Source organism: Lentzea kristufekii (genome assembly GCF_033949925.1).
GTDB classification, from domain to species: Bacteria; Actinomycetota; Actinomycetes; order Mycobacteriales; family Pseudonocardiaceae; genus Lentzea; species Lentzea kristufekii.
The window spans coordinates 101,360-123,654 of sequence record NZ_JAXAVV010000025.1 but is presented as its reverse complement, the minus strand read 5'-3'; the positions used below and the strand labels follow the sequence as shown (position 1 = coordinate 123,654).

General features: G+C 70.7%; 13 protein-coding genes and 2 pseudogenes. 10 read left to right on the top strand and 5 right to left on the bottom strand.

From position 1 onward, the window contains the following. Positions 1 to 330: 330 nt before the first annotated feature. The 3 genes and pseudogenes from SK571_RS37430 to SK571_RS37420 form a co-directional block, all read left to right on the top strand. A pseudogene (locus SK571_RS37430) lies at positions 331 to 2,626 on the top strand (fibronectin type III-like domain-contianing protein); the annotation flags it as partial. Positions 2,627 to 2,652: 26 nt separating this feature from the next. After that, on the top strand, positions 2,653 to 3,168 hold the full coding sequence (locus tag SK571_RS37425; protein WP_319988845.1) for a carbohydrate-binding protein: 516 nt from the start codon (positions 2,653 to 2,655) through the stop codon (positions 3,166 to 3,168). 151 nt (positions 3,169 to 3,319) lie between these two features. After that, a complete protein-coding gene (locus SK571_RS37420) occupies positions 3,320 to 5,581 on the top strand; it encodes a glycoside hydrolase family 95 protein (protein WP_319988844.1) in 2,262 nt (753 codons plus the stop codon). 779 nt (positions 5,582 to 6,360) lie between these two features. Here the strand turns inward: SK571_RS37420 and SK571_RS37415 are convergent. Next, positions 6,361 to 6,900 carry a substrate-binding domain-containing protein gene (locus SK571_RS37415; protein WP_319988854.1) on the bottom strand — a complete coding sequence of 180 codons (540 nt, stop codon included), beginning with the start codon at positions 6,898 to 6,900 and terminating at the stop codon, positions 6,361 to 6,363. After that, positions 6,861 to 7,319 (bottom strand): annotated as a pseudogene (locus SK571_RS37410) (LacI family DNA-binding transcriptional regulator); the annotation flags it as partial. The pseudogene SK571_RS37410 and the gene SK571_RS37415, both read right to left, overlap by 40 nt. Before the next feature lie 653 nt (positions 7,320 to 7,972). Here SK571_RS37410 and SK571_RS37405 point away from each other — a divergent pair. The 7 genes from SK571_RS37405 (at position 7,973) to lnt (ending at position 19,028) form a co-directional block, all read left to right on the top strand. Continuing rightward, positions 7,973 to 10,642 carry a helix-turn-helix transcriptional regulator gene (locus SK571_RS37405; protein ID WP_319988843.1) on the top strand — a complete coding sequence of 890 codons (2,670 nt, stop codon included), beginning with the start codon at positions 7,973 to 7,975 and terminating at the stop codon, positions 10,640 to 10,642. Next, positions 10,639 to 13,053, top strand: coding sequence for an ATP-binding protein (locus SK571_RS37400; protein ID WP_319988842.1), 2,415 nt, complete (start codon positions 10,639 to 10,641; stop codon positions 13,051 to 13,053). Before SK571_RS37405 ends, SK571_RS37400 begins: the two co-directional genes overlap by 4 nt. Next, positions 13,050 to 15,851: an ATP-binding protein gene (locus SK571_RS37395; RefSeq protein WP_319988841.1), complete on the top strand. Its 2,802-nt coding sequence runs from the start codon at positions 13,050 to 13,052 to the stop codon at positions 15,849 to 15,851. Before SK571_RS37400 ends, SK571_RS37395 begins: the two co-directional genes overlap by 4 nt. 137 nt (positions 15,852 to 15,988) lie before the next feature. Next, positions 15,989 to 16,183, top strand: coding sequence for a helix-turn-helix domain-containing protein (locus SK571_RS37390; protein ID WP_319988840.1), 195 nt, complete (start codon positions 15,989 to 15,991; stop codon positions 16,181 to 16,183). A gap of 334 nt (positions 16,184 to 16,517) precedes the next feature. Continuing rightward, the gene (locus SK571_RS37385) at positions 16,518 to 17,189 is read left to right on the top strand and encodes a LacI family DNA-binding transcriptional regulator (protein WP_319988839.1); all 672 of its coding nucleotides are present in this window, start codon (positions 16,518 to 16,520) and stop codon (positions 17,187 to 17,189) included. Next, the gene (gene mptB / locus SK571_RS37380; RefSeq protein ID WP_319988838.1) at positions 17,120 to 17,569 is read left to right on the top strand and encodes a polyprenol phosphomannose-dependent alpha 1,6 mannosyltransferase MptB; all 450 of its coding nucleotides are present in this window, start codon (positions 17,120 to 17,122) and stop codon (positions 17,567 to 17,569) included. Before SK571_RS37385 ends, mptB begins: the two co-directional genes overlap by 70 nt. Continuing rightward, positions 17,556 to 19,028: an apolipoprotein N-acyltransferase gene (gene lnt / locus SK571_RS37375; RefSeq protein ID WP_319988837.1), complete on the top strand. Its 1,473-nt coding sequence runs from the start codon at positions 17,556 to 17,558 to the stop codon at positions 19,026 to 19,028. Before mptB ends, lnt begins: the two co-directional genes overlap by 14 nt. Positions 19,029 to 19,134: 106 nt before the next feature. Here the strand turns inward: lnt and SK571_RS37370 are convergent, their stop codons facing one another. The 3 genes from SK571_RS37370 to SK571_RS37360 form a co-directional block, all read right to left on the bottom strand. After that, on the bottom strand, positions 19,135 to 20,040 hold the full coding sequence (locus SK571_RS37370) for an ArsR/SmtB family transcription factor (protein ID WP_319988836.1): 906 nt from the start codon (positions 20,038 to 20,040) through the stop codon (positions 19,135 to 19,137). 199 nt (positions 20,041 to 20,239) lie between these two features. After that, positions 20,240 to 20,665 (bottom strand): peptidase inhibitor family I36 protein, encoded by a 426-nt coding sequence (locus tag SK571_RS37365; protein ID WP_319988835.1) that lies wholly within the window; start codon positions 20,663 to 20,665, stop codon positions 20,240 to 20,242. A gap of 132 nt (positions 20,666 to 20,797) precedes the next feature. Next, positions 20,798 to 22,243 (bottom strand): phenylacetate--CoA ligase family protein, encoded by a 1,446-nt coding sequence (locus tag SK571_RS37360; RefSeq protein ID WP_319988834.1) that lies wholly within the window; start codon positions 22,241 to 22,243, stop codon positions 20,798 to 20,800. Positions 22,244 to 22,295 lie beyond the last annotated feature (52 nt).

Below are 22,295 nucleotides of genomic sequence, written 5' to 3'. Positions count from 1 at the left end.
CTTCCCGGCTGAACGTAGAGAAGTTTCCTCGTTTTTCGGAGTTGATTGAGAGACGTCGAGCACATATCGCAGAATGGCCATCATTGAATGCGTTGCGGTTCGCGTCCGGACGGAACGGTCGTCGAACGGGCTGGCGACGCGTTCGACGATTCGCTGTCGAACGCGTCGAAACGCCCAGGCTATCCTGTCTTTCCCGGTCGCGTTGCTTGACTGGGCGGAAGGCGCTGTGTCAACTTGCACCTCGACTTCGGGTGGCGCTGGGAGAATAGTGCGCAGGCACGATTGAAGCGCTTCGATTTACCGGCGGACGGAAATGCGGGGGATGCGCTGATGGGTCCGGAAACGACTGTTGCGCACCGGAACCCCGCGCTGCCGCTGCCCGTGCGCGTGGCGGACCTGCTGGCGCGGCTGACCACGGCGGAGAAGATCGCGATGCTGCACCAGCACCAGCCCGCGGTGCCGCGGCTGGGGATCGCGGCGTTCCGCACCGGAACGGAAGCGCTGCACGGCGTCGCCGGGCTGGGAACCGCGACCGTGTTCCCCCAGGCGATCGGGCTCGCGAGCACGTGGAACCCGGACCTGGTCCGCGCCGTCGGCGACGCGACCGGAACCGAGGTGCGCGGCTTCCACGAGAAGGACCCGGTGGCACATGGCCTGAACGTGTGGGCGCCGGTGGTCAACCCCTTGCGAGACCCGAGGTGGGGGCGCAACGAGGAAGGCTATTCCGAGAACCCGCTGCTCACGTCGGTGATGGCCATCGCGTACGCGAGCGGGTTGCGCGGTGACGCTCCGCGTTACCTCAAAACCGCGCCGACGCTGAAGCACTTCCTCGGGTACAACCACGAGACCGACCGCTACTCGACGTCGTCGAGCCTGCGGGACCGGGTGCTGCACGAGTACGAGCTGCCCTGCTTGCTCGGTCCGATCGCAGCGGGCGCGGCCGTCGCGGTGATGCCGTCCTACAACCTGGTCAACGGCAGGCCCGCGCACCTGACCCCGTACCTGGACGAGCTGCGCGGCTGGGCGACCGGAGAGATCGCGGAAATGAGCGACGCCTGGGCGCCGTCGAACGTGGCCGGGCTGCAGTGCTACCACGACAACCAGGTCGATGGCCGCGCAGCGATGTTGCCGGCTGGCATCGACAGCTTCACCGACCACGACGCCGACCCGAGTGTGACGATCGAGCGGGTCTCCGAGGCGTTGCGCACCGGGCTGATCGGTGAGTCCGATGTGGACCGCGTGGTCGGGCGGGTGCTGACGGTGCGGTTCCGGCTCGGCGAGTTCGACCCGCCGGGTGCCAACCCGTACGCGGCGATCGGGTCGGACGTCATCGCCTCCCCTGCCCACCGCGAGCTCGCGCTGGAGGCGGCCAGGCAGTCGATCGTGCTGCTGAAGAACGACGACGGGCTGTTGCCGCTCGGCTCCGACCAGCCGGGCACGCTCGCCGTCATCGGCACGCACGCGGGCGTGCTGTTCGAGGACTGGCACAGCGGCAAGTTGCCCTACCAGGTCACGCCACTGGACGGTCTCGCCGAACTGCACAACGGCCCGACGCACTTCGCCGAGGGCGTCGACCGCGTCACGCTGAGCACCGGCGACGGCCGCTACCTGACCGCCGGCGAGGACGGGACGGTCACCGCCGAGCCCGGCTGGACCGCGTCGGCCGCGTTCGAGGTGCTCGAGTGGGGGCAGGACGTCGTGACGTTGCGCGGCGTCTCGACGGGCCGCTACCTGGCAGCGACCGAGGACGGCGAGCTGGTCGTCGATCGCACCGCGCCTGGCGGCTGGGTCGTGCGCGAGCAGTTCGAGCTGACCGAGCTGCCCGACGGCCGCTGGTCGCTGCGCAACATCGCGTTGGACCGTCACCTGGCGGTCGGTCACGACGGCCGGATCGGGTTCGTGCCGAACTCCGACGAGGCGACGGCTCTCTGGCTGGAGGTGGAACGTGACGGTGTCGCACAGGCGGTCGCGCGAGCGTCCGCCGCCGACGTGGCGATCGTCTTCGTGGGCAACGAACCGCACATCAACGAGCGGGAGACGCAGGACCGCGTCGACCTGGAGCTCCCGCCGCGGCAGGCGGAACTGGTGCGCGCGGTGCGCCAGGCCAACCCGCTCACGGTGCTGGTCGTGGTGAGCAGCTACCCGTACGCACTGGTGCGGGAGGACCGCGGGGTGCCCGCGATCCTGTGGGCGTCGCACGGCGGCCAGGAGTTCGGCCGCGCTGGCCGAGGTGGTCTTCGGCCGCGTTGTGCCGAGCGGCAAGCTCACCCAGACCTGGTACCGCGTCACGCATCAGCTGCCGGACCTGCTCGACTACGACATCATCAGTGCGGGCAGCACCTACCTGTACTTCGACGACGAGCCGCTGTACCCGTTCGGTCACGGCCTGAGCTACACGACCTTCGCCTACGAGCCGATGAAGCTCTCGACCTCGGTGGTGCGCCCTGACTGCGAGGTCGTCGTGTCCGTCCCGGTGATCAACACCGGTGACGTGACCGGCACCGAGGTCGTCCAGCTCTACGGCAGGCAGCGCGCGTCCCGCGTCAGGCAGCCGTTGCGCAGGCTGCTCGCGTTCAACCGGGTCCACCTCCATCCCGGCGAGCGCAAGATCGTGCGTTTCTCCTGCGGGGCAAGGACCTGTGGCACTGGGACGTGGTCAGCGGCCGCAGGGTCACCGAGGCGGCGGAACACGTGTTGTGGGCAGGGCCGTCCTCACAGGTGGTCGCCACTCGCGCGGCACTGCGGGTGCTCGGCGAGGTGCTGCCCCCTCGCCGGCCGGGAGCAGGGTCGATCCGCGCAGAACACTTCGACGAATGCGACGGCGTGGTCCTGTCCGACGAGACGAGGGAGGCCGGGACCGTCGTGGAGAGTAACGCGGCCGGCGGGTGGGTGCTCTTCCGCGATGTCGACGTGGACCCGAGGTTCGTGATGTGCACGCTCCGCCTCGCCGGCAGTGGCGGCGAATCCGTCGTGGTCGAGCTGCGCGCCGTCGGGCCGGGGACGGGCGAGTCGGCGTCGGTCGTGCCCGTCGAGTGTCCCCGCGGGCCGTACGACTGGCAGGAGGTCCCGGTCCGGGTGCCGCTGCGACCGGGAGTTTCGGATCTCCGCGTCGTCTTCGACCGCCCCGGTGTGCGGCTCGCCGAACTGGTTCTGCACGCGCGCTCGTGAGTTCGCGTCGCCTCAACGGAAAGCGAGTGCGGAGTGGTCACGAACGCCCATGCGGGCACCGCGCTGCCGCTGACCTCGCTGCCGCCGCGACTCGTACCGCGGACGGGCAGTGTGCTCCCTGATTCGCTCACCACCTCCGCGGGGGATCAAGATGACCGGTGAAGACATCGCGCTGTGGTTTCGCACGCCGGCCTCGGTGTGGGAGGAGGCGCTGCCACTGGGCACCGGGCGGCTGGGCGCGATGGCGTTCGGTGGCGTGACCAGCGAGCTGGTGCAGCTCAACGACGACCGGCTGTGGTCTGGGCAACCCGTTCCACCCGCGCCGGGCGATCCGGCCGTGGTCGGGCGTGCGCGTGCGCTCACGCTCGCCGGTGACGCCGTTGGTGCCGAGGCCCTGCTGAAAACCGTTCAGGGGCCGGACACCGCCCGCTACCTCCCGCTCGCCGACCTGCGCCTCGACGTCGAGATCGGCAGGGAGGCGTGCCTGCGCAGGCCCGATCTCCCGGCGGGGGACGGGGATGCAGGTGTGGAGTCCTACCGGCGCAGGCTCGATCTGAGCACCGGGGTGTACGCGGTCACGTACCGGGCAGGCGCGGTCAACGTGCTGCGGGAGGTCGTGTGCCACCCCGGTCTGCACGTGCTGGCGTGGCGGGTGCAGACCGATCGCGGCGGCGCGGCCGACGTGGCGGTGCGGCTGGACAACGCCTTGGGCGGCACCGGGTTCACGGCAGGCGACGTCGCCGGTCTGTCCGGCGTGACCGGGATGGCGTACGCGGTGGTGACCGCGGTCGAGCGGGACGGGCCGGGCGCGGTGACGGTCTACGTGGCGACCGAGGCCGGCTACCGCGGTGCGGACGCCGAACCGGAGCATGATCCAACCGAGTGCGCCCGGCTCGCGATCACCCGTGTCGAACGGGCGCGGGAGCTCGGTTGGCACCGGTTGCGGGAGGAATCCGTTGCCGCGCACCGGGAACTGTTCGCCCGCGTCCACCTCGACCTTGGTCCCGCGCCGGACCTTCCGACGAACGAGCGCATCGCGGCCCCGGACCCGTCGCTCGCCGCGTTGCTGTTCCAGTTCGGCCGGTACCTGCTGATCACCAGCTCACGTCCGGGCACGCTGCCCGCGAACCTGCAGGGCATCTGGAACCCGCACGTCGATCCGCCGTGGCGCGGCAACTACACCCTCAACATCAACCTGCAGATGAACTACTGGCCGGCCGAGGTGACGGCACTGCCCGAGTGCCACGAGCCGCTGCTGCAGTTCGTCGAACGCCTTGCCACACAGGGCGAGCACGTCGCGCGGCAGCTGTACGCGGCCCCCGGCTGGGTGGCTCACCACAACAGCGACCCGTGGTGCCTGGCCACCCCGGTCGGTGCCGGAACGGGGGATCCGGCGTGGTCGAACTGGCCGATGGCGGGAGCGTGGCTCTGCCTGCACCTGTGGGAGCACTTCGAGTTCGGCGGTGACGCCGTCTGGTTGCGCGAGCGGGCGTGGCCGGTGCTGCGCGGCGCGGCCGAGTTCTACTCCGCCTGGCTCGTCGAGCACGAAGGTGCGCTGACCACGGCACCGTCGACGTCACCGGAGAACCACTACCTCGACAGCGCGGGTCGTCCGGTTGCGGTCGGCGTCGGGTCCACAATGGACCTGACTCTCACATGGGAGCTCCTCGAACGCGTCGTGGCCGCGGCCGAAGAACTCGGTCTCGAGCACGACGAAGTGGTGGAGCGGGCGAGGAAACTGTTGTCCCGGCTGCCTTCCCCGCCGATCGGCAGCCGCGGTCAGCTGCTGGAGTGGGCGGCCGAGCTGCCGGAGGCCGAGCCGGAGCACCGGCACGTGTCCCACCTGATCGGCCTGCACCCTGGACAGCGGATCGACCCTGAACGCACACCGGAGCTCGCGGCGGCGGCCAGACAGGCGCTGCTCGACCGGGGCGATGCGGGCACGGGGTGGTCGCTGGCCTGGAAGACGGCACTGTGGGCGCGTCTCGGCGACGGCGACCGCGCCCAAGAGCTGCTGGCCATGTTCCTCGCCGATGTCACTGCGGACGGCGCGTGCGGCGGCGGCGTCTACCGAAACCTCCTCTGCTCGCATCCGCCGTTCCAGATCGACGGCAACTTCGGCATCACAGCGGCGATCGCCGAGATGCTGCTCCAGAGCCACACCGGCGAGCTGCGGCTGCTGCCCGCGTTGCCGCCGGCGTGGCGGCGCGGCTCGGTGCTGGGTCTGCGTGCTCGTGGCGGCCTCACGGTGGATCTGACGTGGGACGGGGGTGAACTGACGGCGGTGGCGGTGCACGGTGCGCGTTCGCCCCGCACAGTCGCGCTGCGGCACCGCGACCGGCGCGTGGACATCGAGGTGAGGCCGGGAGTCATGCACGTGCTGATCGGCGGACTGGTGGAGGTGTCGATCTGATAAGGGGAGCGTGCAGCCGAATCCGTTGAGGCTGAACGCGTTCGGGGCGGGGTTGGTGGGTCCGCCGGTGCCGGTGCCCGAGTGCTTCGGAGTCGCGTTCCACATCAACGACACTGTCCGGCTGTGGGGGAACTTTTACTGCAACATCCAGCCCGTGACGTCGGTCTTGCCGGTGTTGCGGATGGTGACGTCGGTGCGGAACCCGCCGGGGCCACATGTGCGTGACGCGGTACTCGATCGAGCAGCCGGTCACCGCCTTCGGCGCGGGTGTGATGGGCGTGACCTGTGGCGGTGGCGGTGGCGGTGTGGTGGCGTCCGGCTGCACGCAGGCGTCCGGCGCGGCGAGGCCCCTGGCCTGGATCTCGACCCGTCGGAGAACTCCACGGTTCGCACGTCGACGACGCGCCGGACGGTCACGGACAGCGCGGCCTTGATAGGTGGTTCGATGATCTCCGGGACATTCGGGGCGTCTGCGCGGGCGCGGGTGCTGCCTGTTCGCTTCCGCCTCCGCACGCGCCGGCCGCGCTGGTCGGCAGAACGGCGGTGATCAAGAGCCATCTGACGGGTTTTGTTCTCAGTGCGCCAGTACTCGTCTCATGTTCCCCTGCGGCAAGGCGATGTCGGCGTTCGTCCCAAAAGGGGTTAACCCGAACGGCGTATCGCGTCCCGGCTGGCTACGGCGCTCACGCCGAATGCGGAAGATTTTTCACGCGATTTGAGCATCGGCTGTTCGATGCAATTCGAATCGAATTCTGTCGAACGACGACGAGAAATCGTTGTCAGCGGGTGGCGGTGCTGCCGCGGTCGGTGAGCCGCGGCTGGAGCAGGCGCACCTCCGGCGCCTGTTCCTGCGCGAGGCGGGCCATCACCATCTCGACCGCGATCGCGCCCAGTTCCTCGGCAGGAACGGGCATCGAGGTGAGCGGAACGGCCAGGTTCTCCGCGAGGTCGTCCGGGCACAGCGTGATCACCGACAGGTCGGCGGGCACGTCCAGCGACCGGCGCCGCAGTTCGAGCAGCAGCTGGCCGAGGATCGCCTCGTTGTGCACGACGAGGCCGGTGGTGCCGCGGTCCGGGCGCAGCACGTCGTCCAGGCACGCGGCGACCGAGGCGTAGCCGGGGCGCACGAGTGCACCGACGCGGACAGGTTCCGCTTGGAGGTCTCGCTCTTGAACCCCGCCAGCAGCCGGGCGGCGTAGCTGGTGCCGCGGTCGTACACGGAGGGGTGCGACCCGATCAGCGCGATCGAACGGTGCCCGAGATCGGCCAGGTGAGCCGCCATCTGCTTGCCGGCCGTGGTGAAGTCGAGGTCGACGCAGCTCAGACCCTCGTGGTCGTCGGGCATGCCGAGCAGAACCACCGGCGCGTCGACGGCGCGCAGCTCGGGAACGCGCGGATCCGCGCTCTCCACGTCCATCATGATGATCGCGTCCGCCATGGACCGCGCGATGACCCGGTGCGCCTCGCCAGGGCCGGCCTCCTTGGTCAGCAGCAGCACGTCGTAGTCGAAGCCGCGGGCGGACGCCACGATCGACGAGACGAACTGCATGATGACCGGCATGTTCTGGTCTGACCACAACGGCATCACGAGGCCGAGGACCTGCGAGCGGTTCGACGCGAGCGCCCGCGCGCCGGCGTTCGGGTGATAACCGAGCGCGACGATGCTCCGCTCGACGCGGCGTTTGGTCTTCTCGGAGATACTCCGTTTATCGGGCAGCACGTACGACACGGTGCTCATCGAGACACCGGCGTGGTGGGCGACCTCTTTGATTGTGATCATGCCCGCCCTTCCGTCGCACCGGCTGGTCGCGATCATCATACGGCGGCGCGCGCGATTCGCGTGCGCAGGTTGGATCCATCGTCTGTCCGAACGGGTCCCGGTGGTGCTGATGGTCGAGCTGTCACCAGTCTGTGCGGTCATCCAGGACGAGCGCACTTGCGGTTTCCGGATGTTCTGGCAACAGCGCTGTGAGCATTCCCGCCGCATTTAGAAAAGCGGATCGCATCTTTGGAAATGAAGTGACGCCGACCAAGCAGGCGCCATCCGTGATGAGTGAACCCGGTGACGTCGAGTCGCTAGACGTGCCACGCGGTCTTAGCGAGGGCGGCCACCGTCAGGACCACGCACTCGCCTGGGACGGCGCGGGCACCTCGGCAGGACGACCGCGTCATGCCGTGCCACGCTGGGCGTCTCAACAGGTAGGCAGCCTGAAACCGTGCCGGGCCAGCGCGGATGCCGCCGCGAAACCTCAAGCGGTGCTCAAGTTGTCGAAGCGCTCCAACAATCCTGAGTAACCTGTTTCGTGTTCGAAAGTTGTACCAAATGCTGAACACGGCGGCGGCCGATTCGTTTTCGTTCCGTACGACGCCGTTGTGGGCGAGGGAGTCGGGATGGCGCTGTCCGAGGCTGGTGAGCGGCTCACGACCTGGCGGCCGGTCGGCCGCCGCCGAGAACTGCGACAGGTGGCGGCCGGGGTGCGGGAGACGGCCGCCGGCCGGATCGGTCTTCTCCACGTGCGCGGCCCACGGGCCATTGGCAAGTCCGCGCTGGTCGGTCTGCTGCGCGAGGACCTGCGTGACGAGGCGGACGTCCTCGTCACCACCTGTGCCGGTGACGAGCACTTCGCCGCCGCGAGAGGGCTGTTCGGCGCCGAACCGGTCGACGCGCTGCTGACCGGGCGCGACGAGCATGCCCGGCGGTACGCGCTGAACGACCTGGTCGTCCCGCGCACGGCAGGTCGTCCGCTGGTGCTGGTCCTCGACGACGCCCACCGCTGTGACCGCTCGACCGCCCGCTGGCTGGGTGTGCTGGCACGCCGCATCCCCGAGCTCCAGGTGTACGTCGTGCTGGTCTACCCATGTGCCGAGCGCGTCGCCGCCGAGGAGATGTTCGCCGATCTCACTGGCGCACTGGACACGACCACGATCGACCTGGGTCCGTTCGACGAGGCCGACGTGACGGAACTGATCGCGCGCGAGTGCGGGTTCATTCCAGAACCCGAGTGCGTCCGCGTCGCGCTGGAGTCCACCGCTGGCATCCCCGAGGTCGCGCTGGCCTGGGCCGCGAAGGCCAGCGCGACCGGTGCTACGCCCGACGTCGAGGCCGAGCTCGTCGAATGGCAGCTCATCTGGCTGAAGGACCAGCCGGAGTCGACGCGCCGGTACGCCACTGCCGCGGCGGTGCTCGGCAGCACCGAGCCCGCGAGCGTGGCGGCGCTCGCCGAGACCTCACCGGCGGCGGCCGTGCCGACACGCGCGGAGCTGGTGTCCCTCGGCGTGCTCAGTGCGGAGGGGCGTTTCCGGTCGGCCGCGTTGCGCGCGCGGCTGCTCGACGCGCTCGGCCCCGAGGAGCTGGCCGAGGTCCGGACGAAGGCGGCGAGGCTGCTCACGGACGAGGGTCGTCCGCAGGAGGAGATCGCCGAACTGGTCATGTTGCTGCCCGCGCTGACCGAGGTGTGGATGTTCTGCGCGCTGCGCGGCGCGGCACGGGAGAGCACGCTGCGCCCGGAGCTGGCGGTCAGCTACCTGCGGCGCGTGCTCGACGCGGTCCCCGGCCACGCCGACACGCGGCAGGAGCTCGCGACCCGGCTGACCGAGATCGACCCCTCCGCGGCGATGGACGTCTACGCCGGGCTGCTCGCCGACGGCACCGACCCGGCGGTCCGTGCGTCGATCGCGGTCCGGTACGGCGCGGTGGCGCTGCGGGCCGGCCGTGGCGAGGAGGGGTTCCTGCTGCTCGCCGACTACCTGTCCGAAGAGGAACGCACCGGCCGCTTCAGCGCGATCGATCCGGAGCTGCGCGCCAGGATCGAAGCGACGGCGCTGGTCAACGGTTTCGGCGGTTCGGCCACCGTCGGCCGTGCGATGGACCTGGCGCGCGTGATCACGCCGCCGCAGGGCAGGGCGGAGGGCGGCCGACGGCTCGCGCAGCAGCTCGCCAGGGCCGAGGTGCTGCGTGGCAAGTCGCTCACCTTGGCGCTCGGCCACCTCCGGTCCGCGCTACCCGCACTCGGTGGTGCCCGTGAGCTGTGGGACGTCTTCGCGGTCACGTCGCTGCACTTCTGCGGCGAGCGGACCGCGGCGATGACGCTGGTGGACGAGATCATCGAGGCCGCCCCGGGTTCCGGTGGCGCCGAGACGCGCAAGCTCGCACTCGCGACGCGGGCGGGCCTGGCGTACGAGGCAGGCGACCTGACGCAGGCCGAACGGGACGCCGGTGCCGCACTGGCGATCGCGGGCCCCGAGGACTTCGGCGCGCTGACGGTGCTGGCGTCGGTGCTGGTGCGGCGCGGCTACACCGAGCAGACCGAGCAGCTCTTCCACCGCATGCGGGCACCGCGTGACGCGATCGAGTACGGCTGGGCGCTGAACGCCAAGGCGCACTGGCTGTGGAACCGCGGCGACAACGACGCGGCGCTGGACATGCTCCAGCGCTGCGGCCGGGAGTTCGACGCCATGGGTGTGCACAACCCGGTGCTCGTCCCGTGGTGGCTGGACGGGGTCGCGGTGACGATGCGGCTGGGCCGCACCAGTGAGGCCGCCGAGTTCGCCGAGCGCGGCGCCGACGCCGCGCTCAACTGGAGCACCCCCGCCGCACGGGGTTACGCGCTGCTCGCCAAGGGGCTGAGCACAGGGCACGTCGAGACGCTGGAGCAGTCGGTCGCCGAGCTCAGCGAGGCGGGTGCGCAGCTGCACGAAGCCCTGGCGCTGCGCGCGCTGGGCGCCTCGCTGATGCGCGAGCAGCATGAGAAGGCAGCCCGCAAGCACCTGCGCGCCGCGGTGGACGTCGCAGTGCGTTGCGGCGCGACCATCGCCGCGGACCGGGCACACGAGCTGCTGACGGCGGCGGGTGGGCGGATGAGCGCGGTGCACGCCTCACCGAGGGACGCGCTCACCGGTGGTGAGCTGAGGGTCGCCGAGCTCGCGGCGGACGGTCTGACCAACCGGGAGATCGCCGAGAAGCTGTACGTCACGGTGCGGACCGTCGAAAGCCACCTCTCGAACGCCTACCGGAAGCTGGGTGCCCAGACCCGCGCCGAGCTCGCGGTGCAGCTGCGATGAGCGGGAGGGCAACGGCCGCACTGGTCGAACGGGACACCGCGCTCGCCGTGCTGGAACGGTCGGTGCGGATGCTGGCGTCCGGCCGTTCGTCGCTGCTGGAGATCTGCGGCCATCGCGGTACCGGCCGGACCGCCGTGCTCGACCGTGCGGTGGAGCTCGCTCAGCGCGCGGGAACCACGGTGCTGACCGCAGCGGGCGGTTGCTCGGCACTGAGCGGGTCCGGTGGCGTGGTGGCTGAGCTGATGTCCCAGCTGCACTGCGGTGACCGCGGTCCGGCGGCCGTCGGCCGGCTGGTGGAGCTGGCCCGCGGCACGCCCGTGCTGGTTGCCGTGGACGACGCGGACCTGCTCGACCACGAGTCACGCGCCTGGCTCGCGAGCCTGGCCGGACGGGCCGTCCAGGTGCCGCTGATGGTCGCGGTCGTGACGGACGTCTGCCTGCCCGTGCTGCCCGCAGCCACGACGATTCCGTTGAGGCCACTGGGACACAACGGCATCTCGGCTCTGGTGACCAGCAGGTTCGGTCGTCCGGGCGACGACGACTTCGTCGGTGCGCTGTACGACCACACCGGCGGCCGTCCGGCGGCGCTGTGCCTGCTGCTCGATCGGTGCGCCGAGGACGGGCTGGAGCCCAGCGGTGCCTGGCTCGACGCGCTGGCCGGCATCACGGCCGATGTGTTCGCCGACCTCACCACGCGGACCGTGCGGTTGCTGCCCGCCGAGGTCGTCGACCTGCTGCGGGTGATCGCGGTCTGCGGTCCGCTGTTCCCCGCCGACCTCGTCGAGGTGCTGGCCGGGCTGCGGACGATCTCACTCGGCCGTGCGCTGGAGTTGCTGGCCGGCGCCGGGCTGGTGACGGAGCCGGCCAAGCCGGAGCTGACCGCGGGCATCAGGGTGTCGCGGCTGCTGGAGGGCATGCCGGCGCGGGCACGCGAGGATCTCCACGCACGTGCGGCCCGGCTCGGACACCAGTGCGCCGTGCTCCCGTCCGAGGTGGCGCGGCTGCTGGTCGGAGCCCCGCCCCTCGGTGAGGCGTGGGTGGTGCCGCTACTACGAGCGGTGGCGCGGGAGGAGGTGGACGGCAACCGTGCCGCCGAGGCCATCGGGTTCCTGCGCCGTGCGCTGGCCGAACCGGTCACGCCGGTCGTGCGGGCGGAGCTCGTGCTGGAGCTCGCCGTCGCGGAGTGGGCGGTCGCACCGGTCGCCGCGGACCGCAGGCTCGCCAGGATGCTGCTGGAACCGCAGTCACCGGAGTGCGCGGACGTGCGGCTGGCGGCAGCGGACCAGCTGTGGGGACGCGGTGACGCCGCCCTGCTGCGGCGCACGCTCAGCGCGGTGCGGTCCGCCGGTGGCGATCGCGACGCCGTCACGTCGTTGTACTGGATCGCCGACGACGCCCCGGTCGAGACGCCGGAACTGGGCGTTCTCGACGCCGCGGAGCTGCCCACCGCGTGCGCGAACCCGGACAGGGCAGGCATCGCCGCGTGGTTGTACGCCTGTCAGGGCGTCGACGCCGAGCACGCCAGGGCAACGGCGACCATCGCGCTGACGGCACCGGCAAAGCTGCTCACCTCCCGTCTGTTCGCCTGTCTCACCCTGGCCGCGGCCGACGACGTCGCCGGGGCCGTCGCGGGGTTGGACCTCGTGATCGCCGAGGCTCGCAGGAGGCGGTTGACGTCGGTCGTGCCGCAGGCGCTGATGATGCGGGCGAAAGTACGCGCGATGGCGGGCGATCTGGACGACGCCGCGGCGGACCTGGAGCAGGCGCAGTCCGTGTACCCGCTGGCGAACCTGCATCCGGACGCGCGCCCGATCATGGTCGCGGCGGACATGCTGGTGAACATCGAGTGCGGCCGGCTCGACCGCGCGATCGAGTTGTCCGCGAGCCAGCCGGACGAACGGATCGGCTTCGGCTACGCACGGACGTTCTTCAACTTTGCCCGCGCCGTGCTCGCCCTCGTGACCGGCGATCCCGCCGAGGCCGCGGCGCGGGCCGACGAGTGCGGCCGCTGGATGCTCTCCCGGCAGTGGGTGAACCCCGCCGCGCTGCCGTGGCGGTCCATATCCGCGGCGGCACTGGCCGCGACCGGCGACCACGAGGGCGCGGCCAGGACATGCGCGCGGGACCTCGAACTCGCCCAGCGCTGGGGCGCGCCCAGCACCACCGCCCGCGCCCACCTGAGCTGCGCGGCGGTGATCGGCGGCGAGGATCACCTGCGGGAGGCCGTCCGCCTGCTGACCGGTTCACCGTTCCGGCTGATGCGTGCGAACGCACTGCTCGAACTCGCCCAGGTCCTCAATCCTTCCTCCGCCGTGCCGATGATCAGAGAGGCGGCGGAGATCGCCGTCCTGTCCCGATCGACCCCGCTGATCAACCGGGCCCGCGGGCTCGGCTGGGAGCCCACGGCATGACGAAGGGATGCGCGACCGGAGTGCTGCTCGAACGCGATGACGAGACGAACATGGTGGGCCAGGCACTCGAGCAGGCCCGTGGCGGCATCGGCAGCATCGTCGTAGTGGCCGGCCCGCTGGGCAACGGCAAGACCGCGTTGCTCCGCGCGCTGTCCCGGCATCCCGGCGCCGCGTCGTTCTCCGTGCGGCACGCGTCCGCGACCTTGATGGAACGCGATCACGCCTACGGGGTGGTCCGGCAGTTCCTCGAACCGGCACTGACCGGCGCACCAGATGAAGTGTCGTTGGGGTCGGCGGTGCTCGCTCGCCCCGTGTTCGGCGGCGGTGCCGGCGATGACGGCAACGACGACGCCGCGCGGTCCGTCCAGCTCGGCCTGCTCAGCCTCTGGCGCGACCTCAGCGCGATCAAACCGCTCTTCGTGCTGGTGGACGACCTGCAGTGGGTGGACGAGCCCTCACTGGAACTGCTGGAGGTGCTGGCCGGGCGCATCCGGCACCTGCGGATGGTGGTGCTCGTGTCGGTGCGCGAGGGAGACTCGCTGGCCGAGCGTCCCGCGGCGGCGTCGATTCTCTCGGCAGCGACGCGACGGCTGCGGCTGCGGCCGTTGGGTCCGGCCGGGACCGCCATGCTCGTGCGCGCCAAGCTGGGACGTGAGTGCGACGAGGAGTTCGCGCTGGCCTGCCACGAGGCGACCGGCGGCAACCCGCTGCTGGTCACCGCGCTCGCGCTGGCGTGGGCGGTGGGTGGCGAGGCCCCGACCGCGGCGAACGCGGACCTCGTGCGCACAGTGCGTCCTGCCCAGGCGCGAGAGCGGGTCGTCGCCTGCATGCGGGCGCAACCGGACCCGGTCCGGCGGCTGCTCAAGGCGGCCGCGGTGCTGGGCGAGTCCGCTGAGCTGGACGCGGTGGGTGCGCTCGCAGGCCTGGACGAGCAGACGACGGCGGAGATCGTGCGCGGGTTGACCAGGCTGGGGCTCTTCCGCGGCACCGGGTTTGTCCATTCCTGTGTGCGCGAAGCAGTCGATGACCTGATGACGGCGGCCGAACGGGAACAGCTCAACCTACGGGCCGTCCGTCTGTTGTACGAGCTGGGCAAATCCTCGGAGTCGGTGGCCGGACAGCTGCTGGCCACCTCGACGCCGCAGGGGCCGTGGGCGGTGGAGGCGTTGCGGGACGCCGCGCACGTCGCACTGCGCCGCGGCGCACCCGAGGCGGCGGTGGGCTACCTGCGGCGTGCTCTGCTCGACACGTCCGTCGACGGTCTGGACCGGGCGACCGTGCTCGTCGACCTGGCGAGCGCGGAACGCCTGCTGGACGTGAACGCGGCGGTGCGCACCCTCTCGTACGCGGTCGCGCTGCTGCCCGGCCCCCGTGAGCGGGCGGCCGCGTTGATCAGGCTCACGCCCGCGGTCATGGGGGACGCGCCGGAGGCTGTGGTGTCCATCCTGCGCGGGGTCGTCGAGGAGTTCGGGCCGCCGGAGCGGCACTGCGGAGTCGACCGCGACCTCGCGTTGCGACTGGAGGCCAGGCTGCGCTTCATCGGCAGGACCGAGCCGTGGGAGCTCGCCACCACCGGAGCGCGGCTCGACGAACTGCGGGCAGCCGGGCGAACCGACAGCGGGGCGGAACGCGAGCTGTTGTCGGTGCTGGTCAACGCGGCTACCCTGACCGCGCGCGTGCCCGCGCGCCGAGTGGCGGCACTGGCCGAACAGCTGCTGGCGCGGGCGCCGGCGTCATCGGCGCACTCGGCCAGCACGGCGCCATTGCTGGTGACCGCACTCGCCGTGGCTGACTCGCCGGGCGTGGTCGACGGCTGGCTCGACCGGGCGCTGACCGCCGCACAACAACGGGGTGACGTCGTCGAACAGGCGACGATCCGCACCGAGCAGTCGCTGGTCCACCTCCTCACCGGCCGGGTTGCCGAGGCGACCCGCGCCGCGTCCGACGCGTTCGACCTCGGCGCGTGGAACTCGAGCGCGGTCGGCGCGTCCGCTGCTGTCCTGGCCGGCGCTGTCGCACTGCAACTCGGTGATCGGGACCTCATCGACCAGATGCTCGCCTCAGTGAAGGGGGAGCCCGCGAACCAATGCCTGGCCACGGTGACCGGGTTGCTGCGCGGACAGGCGGCCGTCGTGCGTGGCGAGCACGCCGCGGCGGCGCTGACATTGACCGACTGCGGCGCGCACCTGGACAGGTGCGGCTGGCGCAACCCCGTGCTGTTCCCGTGGCGCTCGGCACTCGCGCTCGTGAAGCTCACGCTCGGCGCCACGGGTGACGCGATCGCGCTCGCCGAGGAGGAGCGGCTGATCGCGGAGGAGTGGGGAGCGGCTTCCGGTGTCGGCAGGACCCTGCGCGTGCTCGGACGGGTCGTCGGGGGCGCCCGCGGCCTGGAGCTGACGGGGCGCGCGGTCGAGGTGCTCCGGACCTCTGCGCACCGGCTGGAACTCCTGTACGCGTTGCGGCAACAGGCCGAATTCACGAACCTCCCGGACTCCTGGCGTTCCTGCCTCGAACTCGCCGAGGAAATCAGCGACCAGCAGATAGCGCACCGCGCTCGCGCCGCTCTCGGTGTCAGCGCACCCGCGAGCACAGGTGGAAAACTGACTCGGTCTGAGCAGAAGGTGGCGATGCTGGCGGTGAGCGGCCGGTCGAACCAGGAAATCGCCGAGATGCTCGAAGTCACTTCAAGGGCCGTTGAGAAACACCTCACCAACACCTATCGCAAACTCGGCGTACGGCGGCGGGCGGAGCTGGGTGATGCACTCCGGAGCATGGGTCCGGTGTCACCGGTCCGATGACGCATTGTCACTTGCTCGGAGCGGCTCGACCGATGCAGTACGGCTAATGCAATCGACTGAACAGCGTATTACCGGCCGCACTGGCGTCGTTTGCGCGACCGAACCGTCACGCCCTGTGCCCGCTGCGGGCCCAACCGGTGCTGTGGGAGACGCTCACGGCCCTGATCGACGCCGACTACAACCGCAACAAGGCCGCGAAGAACCTCTTCATCCACCGCGGCACGCTCGACTACCGCCTGCAGCGAATCGCCAGTGTCACCGGATGCGACCCGACGACCGGGCGCGGCGTGCAGCTGCTGGCCGCCGCGTTGATCACCGACTCGGTGCGCTGACCAGACGTCCAGGAGGAGTGTCGGCATCTCTTCCCGGACGATCAGGGCCGGTGGCTCCTTCTCGGCGAACTCGGCGTGTCGCCTGTGCGGGCGGGTTTGCCGAACATGTCGCGATGATCGAAGTCTGAACGGCTCGACGGGAAAGATCCCCGCGACCGGCGAGCTGTGACATGTCGTCGAACGACAGTCGAACCTCGACGAGGCCTTCGACGAATCCGTCGAAGGCGCTGGTTTCTCTTGACGTTCGCGTTGAGTTCGTGTCACGTTCGCGTATCGCATTCGAAGCGCTTCGATTCCCCCTGTCGGCTTCGATTCTCCCTTCGGAGGTGTCGCCGTGATCACCATCGTGGACGTGGCGAAACATGCGCGCGTCGCGCCCAGCACGGTTTCGTACGTGCTGACCGGAAGGCGTCCGGTTTCGGCCGAGACCTGCGCGCGGGTGCGGGAAAGCATCCAGTCGCTGGGCTACCGCCACCGGCGGGCGGGGGGCGGGGCAGCGGCGCACAGCCGGACCAACGTGCTGGCGCTGGTGCTGCCGCTGCGGGAGGGCGCGCGACTGCCGGCGGTCATGCGCTTCGTCACGGCCGTCGTGTCCGCCGCGCGTCGGCAGGGCATGGACGTGCTGCTGGTGACGGCGGACCAGGGTGCGGACGGGCTGCGTCGCGTGGCCGGCGGGGCCGTGGCCGACGGGTTCCTGATGATGGGCGTGGACCTGGACGACGAGCGCGTGTCCGTGGTGCGCGAGCTCGGCCGCCCGGCCGTCCTCATCGGACATCCGGCGGCGGGCGGGCTCACCTGCGTCGATCTGGACTTCGAGGCGGCCGGAGCGCGGTGTGTGGAGCACCTTGTCGGCCTGGGACACCGCAGTATCGGCTTCCTCGGTGCGCCGAGCGCGGCCTATGCGCGCAACTCCGGGTGTCGAAGGTCAACAGCTGGATGGCGCCGACGAACTGGCCGGGCTATCTGGCGGGTGCGGTGTTCGGCCCGCAGGCCGGGCAGGCGATGATCTCCTCGGCACGGATCGCGGGGCTCGTGCTGATCCTGTGCGGAGTGGCGGTGCTGTTGGGCCGCCAGCTGCGCGGACGGATCTCCGAGGTGACGTCGCTGGGAATGATGATGAGTGTGATCGTGGTGCTGGGGCCGGTGATCCAGCCGTGGTACCTGCTGTGGGCCGTGCTGCCGCTGGCCGCGTGCCTGCCGGTGGGGACGTGGCGGACCAGGGTCGCGGTGCTCGCCGGGGTGTTCGCGCTGCTGGTGCCGCCGCTCGCGGGCAACTTCGCGGGCCGGGTGCCGGAGCTCGTCGCGGCCTACGTCGTCGGGGTCGCCCTCGTCGGCGGCGCGTACCTCGTCCTGCGCCGGGCGAGGGTGTCCGTTGCGCAAGCCTGACCTCGCCCGCTACGGCGCGGCGGCGGTGGCCGGCGGCGCGCTGGCCCTGAGCTTCCCGCCGCGCACGCTCTGGTGGCTCGCCGTTCCCGCCTTCGTGGTGTTCTGGCTGGTGTTGAAGGGCGCGGGTGCCCGTCGCAGCGCCGGTCTCGGCTTCGCGTTCGGGTTCGCGTTCTTCCTCCCGCACCTGTGGTGGATCCAGCACTTCCTGGGCGACGACTTCGGGCCCTGGCCGTGGCTGGTGCTCAGCGCGTTGATGGCGTTGTTCATCTGCGGTGTCTGCGCGCTCTTCCCGCTGGTCGCCCGGCTGCCGGCGGCTCCGGTCTGGGCGGCGCTGCTGTTCGTGCTGCAGGAGACCCTGCGCGGGCTGATCCCGTTCAACGGCTTCCCGTGGGGCCGCGTCGCGTTCGGCCAGGTCGACGGGCCGTTCGCGCGGCTCGCCGTGCTCGGGGGCGCGCCGCTCGTGACGTTCGCCGTGGTGTTCACCGGGTTCGGCCTGGCCGCCTGGTTCCCGAGGTGGACACGCGCCTGGGCGCTGGTGCCGGTCGTCGCCGCGCTCGCCGTGAGCCCGTTGATCTCGATCGAGGCGCAGACCGGACAGCGGACCGTCGCGGTCGTGCAGGGCAACGCCCCCGACCTCGGCCTCGGCCTGCTCACCGAGGGCACCACCCTGCGCGAGAACCACCTGCGCAAGACCGCCGAACTGGCCGCGCTGGTCCGCGGCGGCGCGCTGCCGAAGCCGGACCTCGTGGTGTGGCCGGAGAGCGCGACCAGGACCCGCGACCGCGACCCGGTGCTCGACGCCGCCATCGCCGACCTCGGCGTGCCGACCCTGGTGAGCGCGCTGCGCGACGGGCAGAACTCCGTCATCACGTGGGACCCGGAGACCGGCGCGGGGGAGTCGTACGCCAAGCAGGAGCTCGTCCCGTTCGCCGAGCACATCCCGCTGCGCCCACTGGCCCGGATCTTCACGCCGTTCGCGGACCAGCCCGATCTCGACGCGGGCACCGAACCGGGCGTGCTGGACATCGCGGGCACGCGCGTGGGCGTCGGCATCTGTTACGAGGTCGCCTACGACTACGTCCTGCGGGAGAGCGCCGCCGATGGCGCGCAGCTCCTGGTGGTGCCGACGAACAACGCCTGGTACGGCCGTGGCGAGATGACCTACCAGCAGCTCGGGATGGCCCGGCTGCGCGCGATCGAACACGGCCGCGCGGTCGTGGTGGCGGCGATCAGCGGCGTGAGCGCGGTCGTGCGGCCGGACGGCAGCGTCGTGCGGTCGACCGGCATGTTCACCGACGACCTGATGGTGGACACCGTGCCGTTGCGCACGGACGTGACGTTCGCGACCAGGTTCGGCGGCGCGATCCACGTCCTGCTCACGGGCTTGGCGCTCGTCTCGTGCGCGGTGGCGTTGTGGTCGCGGCAGCGAGCACGACGGGCACTGGCCGCCCAGGACTGAGCCACTGCACACGACGGGCGTGCGTTCCACTCTCCCGCAGGAGTCTGGAACGCACGCCCATGACCGCAACCACCTCTCCGGCGCTCCGGTCTCGCGTGCGTCGAACTCAGTTCTTGCCGAGCAGTGCCGACCCCAGCAGCGTTCGCTGGTGCAGCACGGACAACCCCTGCCTCTCCGTCGTCAGCAGCCCCGCCTCCCGCAGCACCGTCGTGTGCCGGCTGACCGACGACGGCGACGCGCCGAGCCGTTCCGCCAGCTCGGTCGTCGTGGCCCCCGCACCGACGGCCGCCAGCACCGCCGATCTGGTCGTGCCGAGCAAGGCCGCCAGTGCACCCTGCTCACGCCGTCCGCTCGCGAGCTGCCGCTGCCAGGTCCAGTCGTGGTGCAACGGGTACACCACGGTCGGCGGCAGCCCCGGATCAGCGAACGCGACCGGCGTGCGGCGGCAGAAGTACGACGGCACCAGCCGCAGCCCGCGCCCGTTGAGGTACAGGTCGCGGTCGTGCGCGTACTGGACCTCCAGCACCGGTGCCCTCCAGTTCATCAGCGGCCACATGCCCCGCAGCAACCCCTCGACGTCGCACGCGAGGCCGTTGCGGTGCACCCGATCGGTCTCGACCGCCTCGTCGATCAGATCGGCGTACGGCTCGATCACCTCGCGGTGGTACCGGGTGAGCGCCTCGGTGAGGCCCATCAGGGACTCGCCGTCGCCCGCCGCCAGCGGACGCGTCCACTCCGGAACCGGCCGCACCTCCTCCAGCCGCTGGAACTCCTCTCGCAGCCGATGGCGGGGTGTGGACCGGATCGCCGCGAGCGCGCTACCCAGGCCCTGCGCACCCTCCGGGGGTGTCAGGAAGTCCGGGAAGTACGGACCGAGCGGCGCGAGCACGGACAGCATGCGCACGCCGGACGTGATCACCTGCCGGTCCCCGTTGCGGCGGACGTGACGCAGCCACGGCTGCAACATCAACCCGCTGTCCAGTTCGGTCAGCCGAAGCCGGCTGAACACCATTTCCCAGAGTGGATCCACCCTTTCCGCTACCTGCGTACGCTCCAGATCACCAGTGGAAAAATGGATGCGCAACACAGCAACCTCCCCAGTCCAGGTCACCGCGCACAACGATACTGGGCGTGTCACTCCGCCGAATTGCGCAACGAAAACCGGACGCGGGACCAGTGTCCCGCGTCCGGTTCTGTGCTATCGCTCCGGATTAGCCGCAGCTGGTGCTGACCCACTGGTGCGAGCGGACCTGGTAGGTGCCGGCGAGGTCACCCTTCTGGCCTTGCTTCGTGCAGCCGATCGAGCCGTTGTAGCCGGTGTTGCGGTAGAACCTGACGCCCTTGGCGGAGGACGTGCCGCGGTTGTAGACGGACTTGACCTCCCGGTCCGTGGCCCAGGAGCACTTGTAGGTGCCCGAGGTCCAGTCCGAGTCGGCGACGTCCCACATGCAGCGGCGGCCCTTGCCGCCGAAGTCGTCCCAGAAGCAGATGTTGCCGGTGTTGCAGTCCCAGGCCGCGAGCGCCTGGCCGGTCTCGGAGTCGAACGCCGCGCCCACAGCGGCGGCCTCGGCGACCGGAGCCTCCGCCTGCGCGCTCGGCGCCGCGAGAGCGACGGTGAAGAGCATGGCGAGTGGCATCAACGCCAGCAAAATACGCCGAACGAACCTCAAAGGATTCCTCCCTAACCCAAAATTAATTCCGCCGGGCGCCACTTTAAGCAGAGAGGGGAAGCGGAGAAAAGCTATTGCTCCGTGGTGCAATAGCGCTTTTCAGGATCGTCGGGTGTACCTGTGTTTCACGCCCGCCGGGAAGTACTCCGGATCGCCGTGCGGCCGCAGCACGACTTCGGGCAACTGCCGTTCGGCCGGGACGTAGTGCGCGAACTCGCTGTTGAGCCGCAGCAGCTGGGCGCGGACCGCCTCCGCGATCACGGCCGCGTCCGCCGCGGCGCCCGGCGCGGTCTCGACGGTGATCCGCAACACCCGGTCGCGATCTTCGTCCTCGACCGACTCGATCACGAACCTCCCCGTCACCACGTCGCTGATGCCGGGCTGTTCCAAACCGACGGTCACGTTCTCCGGGTAGACGTTCGCACCGAAGAACGACACGGTGAACAGCGACCGCCCGAACAGGAACACGAACGGCAGCTCCGGTCCTGCCGGGGGAGTGAAGCCGTTGCGGGAGCAGTACTCCAGCAGTTCCGCGTGGCCGAGAACCCCGCCCTCGTCGGCGATCCGGTAGCGGATCAGCGGGATCCCGCCGTCCGCGGTGAACACCAGCGTGCCGTCGTGCACCTCGAAGAAGCGGCTCGCCGGGTCGTACTGCACGAGCGTCGGCAGCCGCGAGTCGCCGAAGACCTCCCGCGCCTTCTCCGGGTGGCCGGCGAGGAACCCGCGGATGCTCGCCGACAACGCCGTCTCGTTGCCCAGCACGCCGGAATCCGCTGTGCCGTAGAGAGAGGCGACGTCGGTGACGGGGTCCGCGATGCCGGCCCGCCGCGACACCAGGTCGCGCCACTGCTCGCTGAACACCTCACCGGCCAGCACGAGCTTGATCCGGTACGCGGGCCAGTCGACGCCCTCCGCGAGCCCGGTGTCGACGACGTCCTTCACGAACGGCGGGTAGCCCAGCAGCACGACCTGGTCGAAGTGCGGCGCCAGTTCGGGCAGCACCCGCAGGATCTCGGCCTTGTTGTTCCCCGGCGCCACCACCGTGATCGGGCAGCCCTTGGCCGCGAGGTGCCGGACGCACGCCTGCGTGAACAGGCCACCGACCCACGTGCCGAGCGGGAAGCACACCACGGCCAGCGTCCTGCGCTCGTCGGCGTGGAACCCGTCCACCAGCACCTGCTCGAACCGGCGCGCCACGTGCAGCTCGTCCTCGACGCCGCGCGGCCAGATCGTGGGCCTGCCGCTCGACCCCGACGACACGGCGATCATGTCGCAGTTCTCGAGCTTCCCGTCGCGGCACAGCTCCGGCAGCGGGTGCCGCTCGTGGTAGCCGGCCTTGTCGAGCAGCGGCAGCCGCTGGAAGTCCTCGAACGTCCGGATCGCCGCGGGCTCGATCCCGTTGTCCCGCAGGAGCTTCCGGTAGGCGGGCACCGTCTCCGCCGTCCGCTGGAACAGGTCCAGCACCCAGCTCCCCGACTTCGGCTCGCCCGGCGCGAAGAAGTCGTCGAACGCCTGGCGCACGCGGATCTGGCGGCTGCTGTCCATGGTCCGAGCGTATCGATCTGATCCACGTTCCACCCGGACCAGACGAACGACG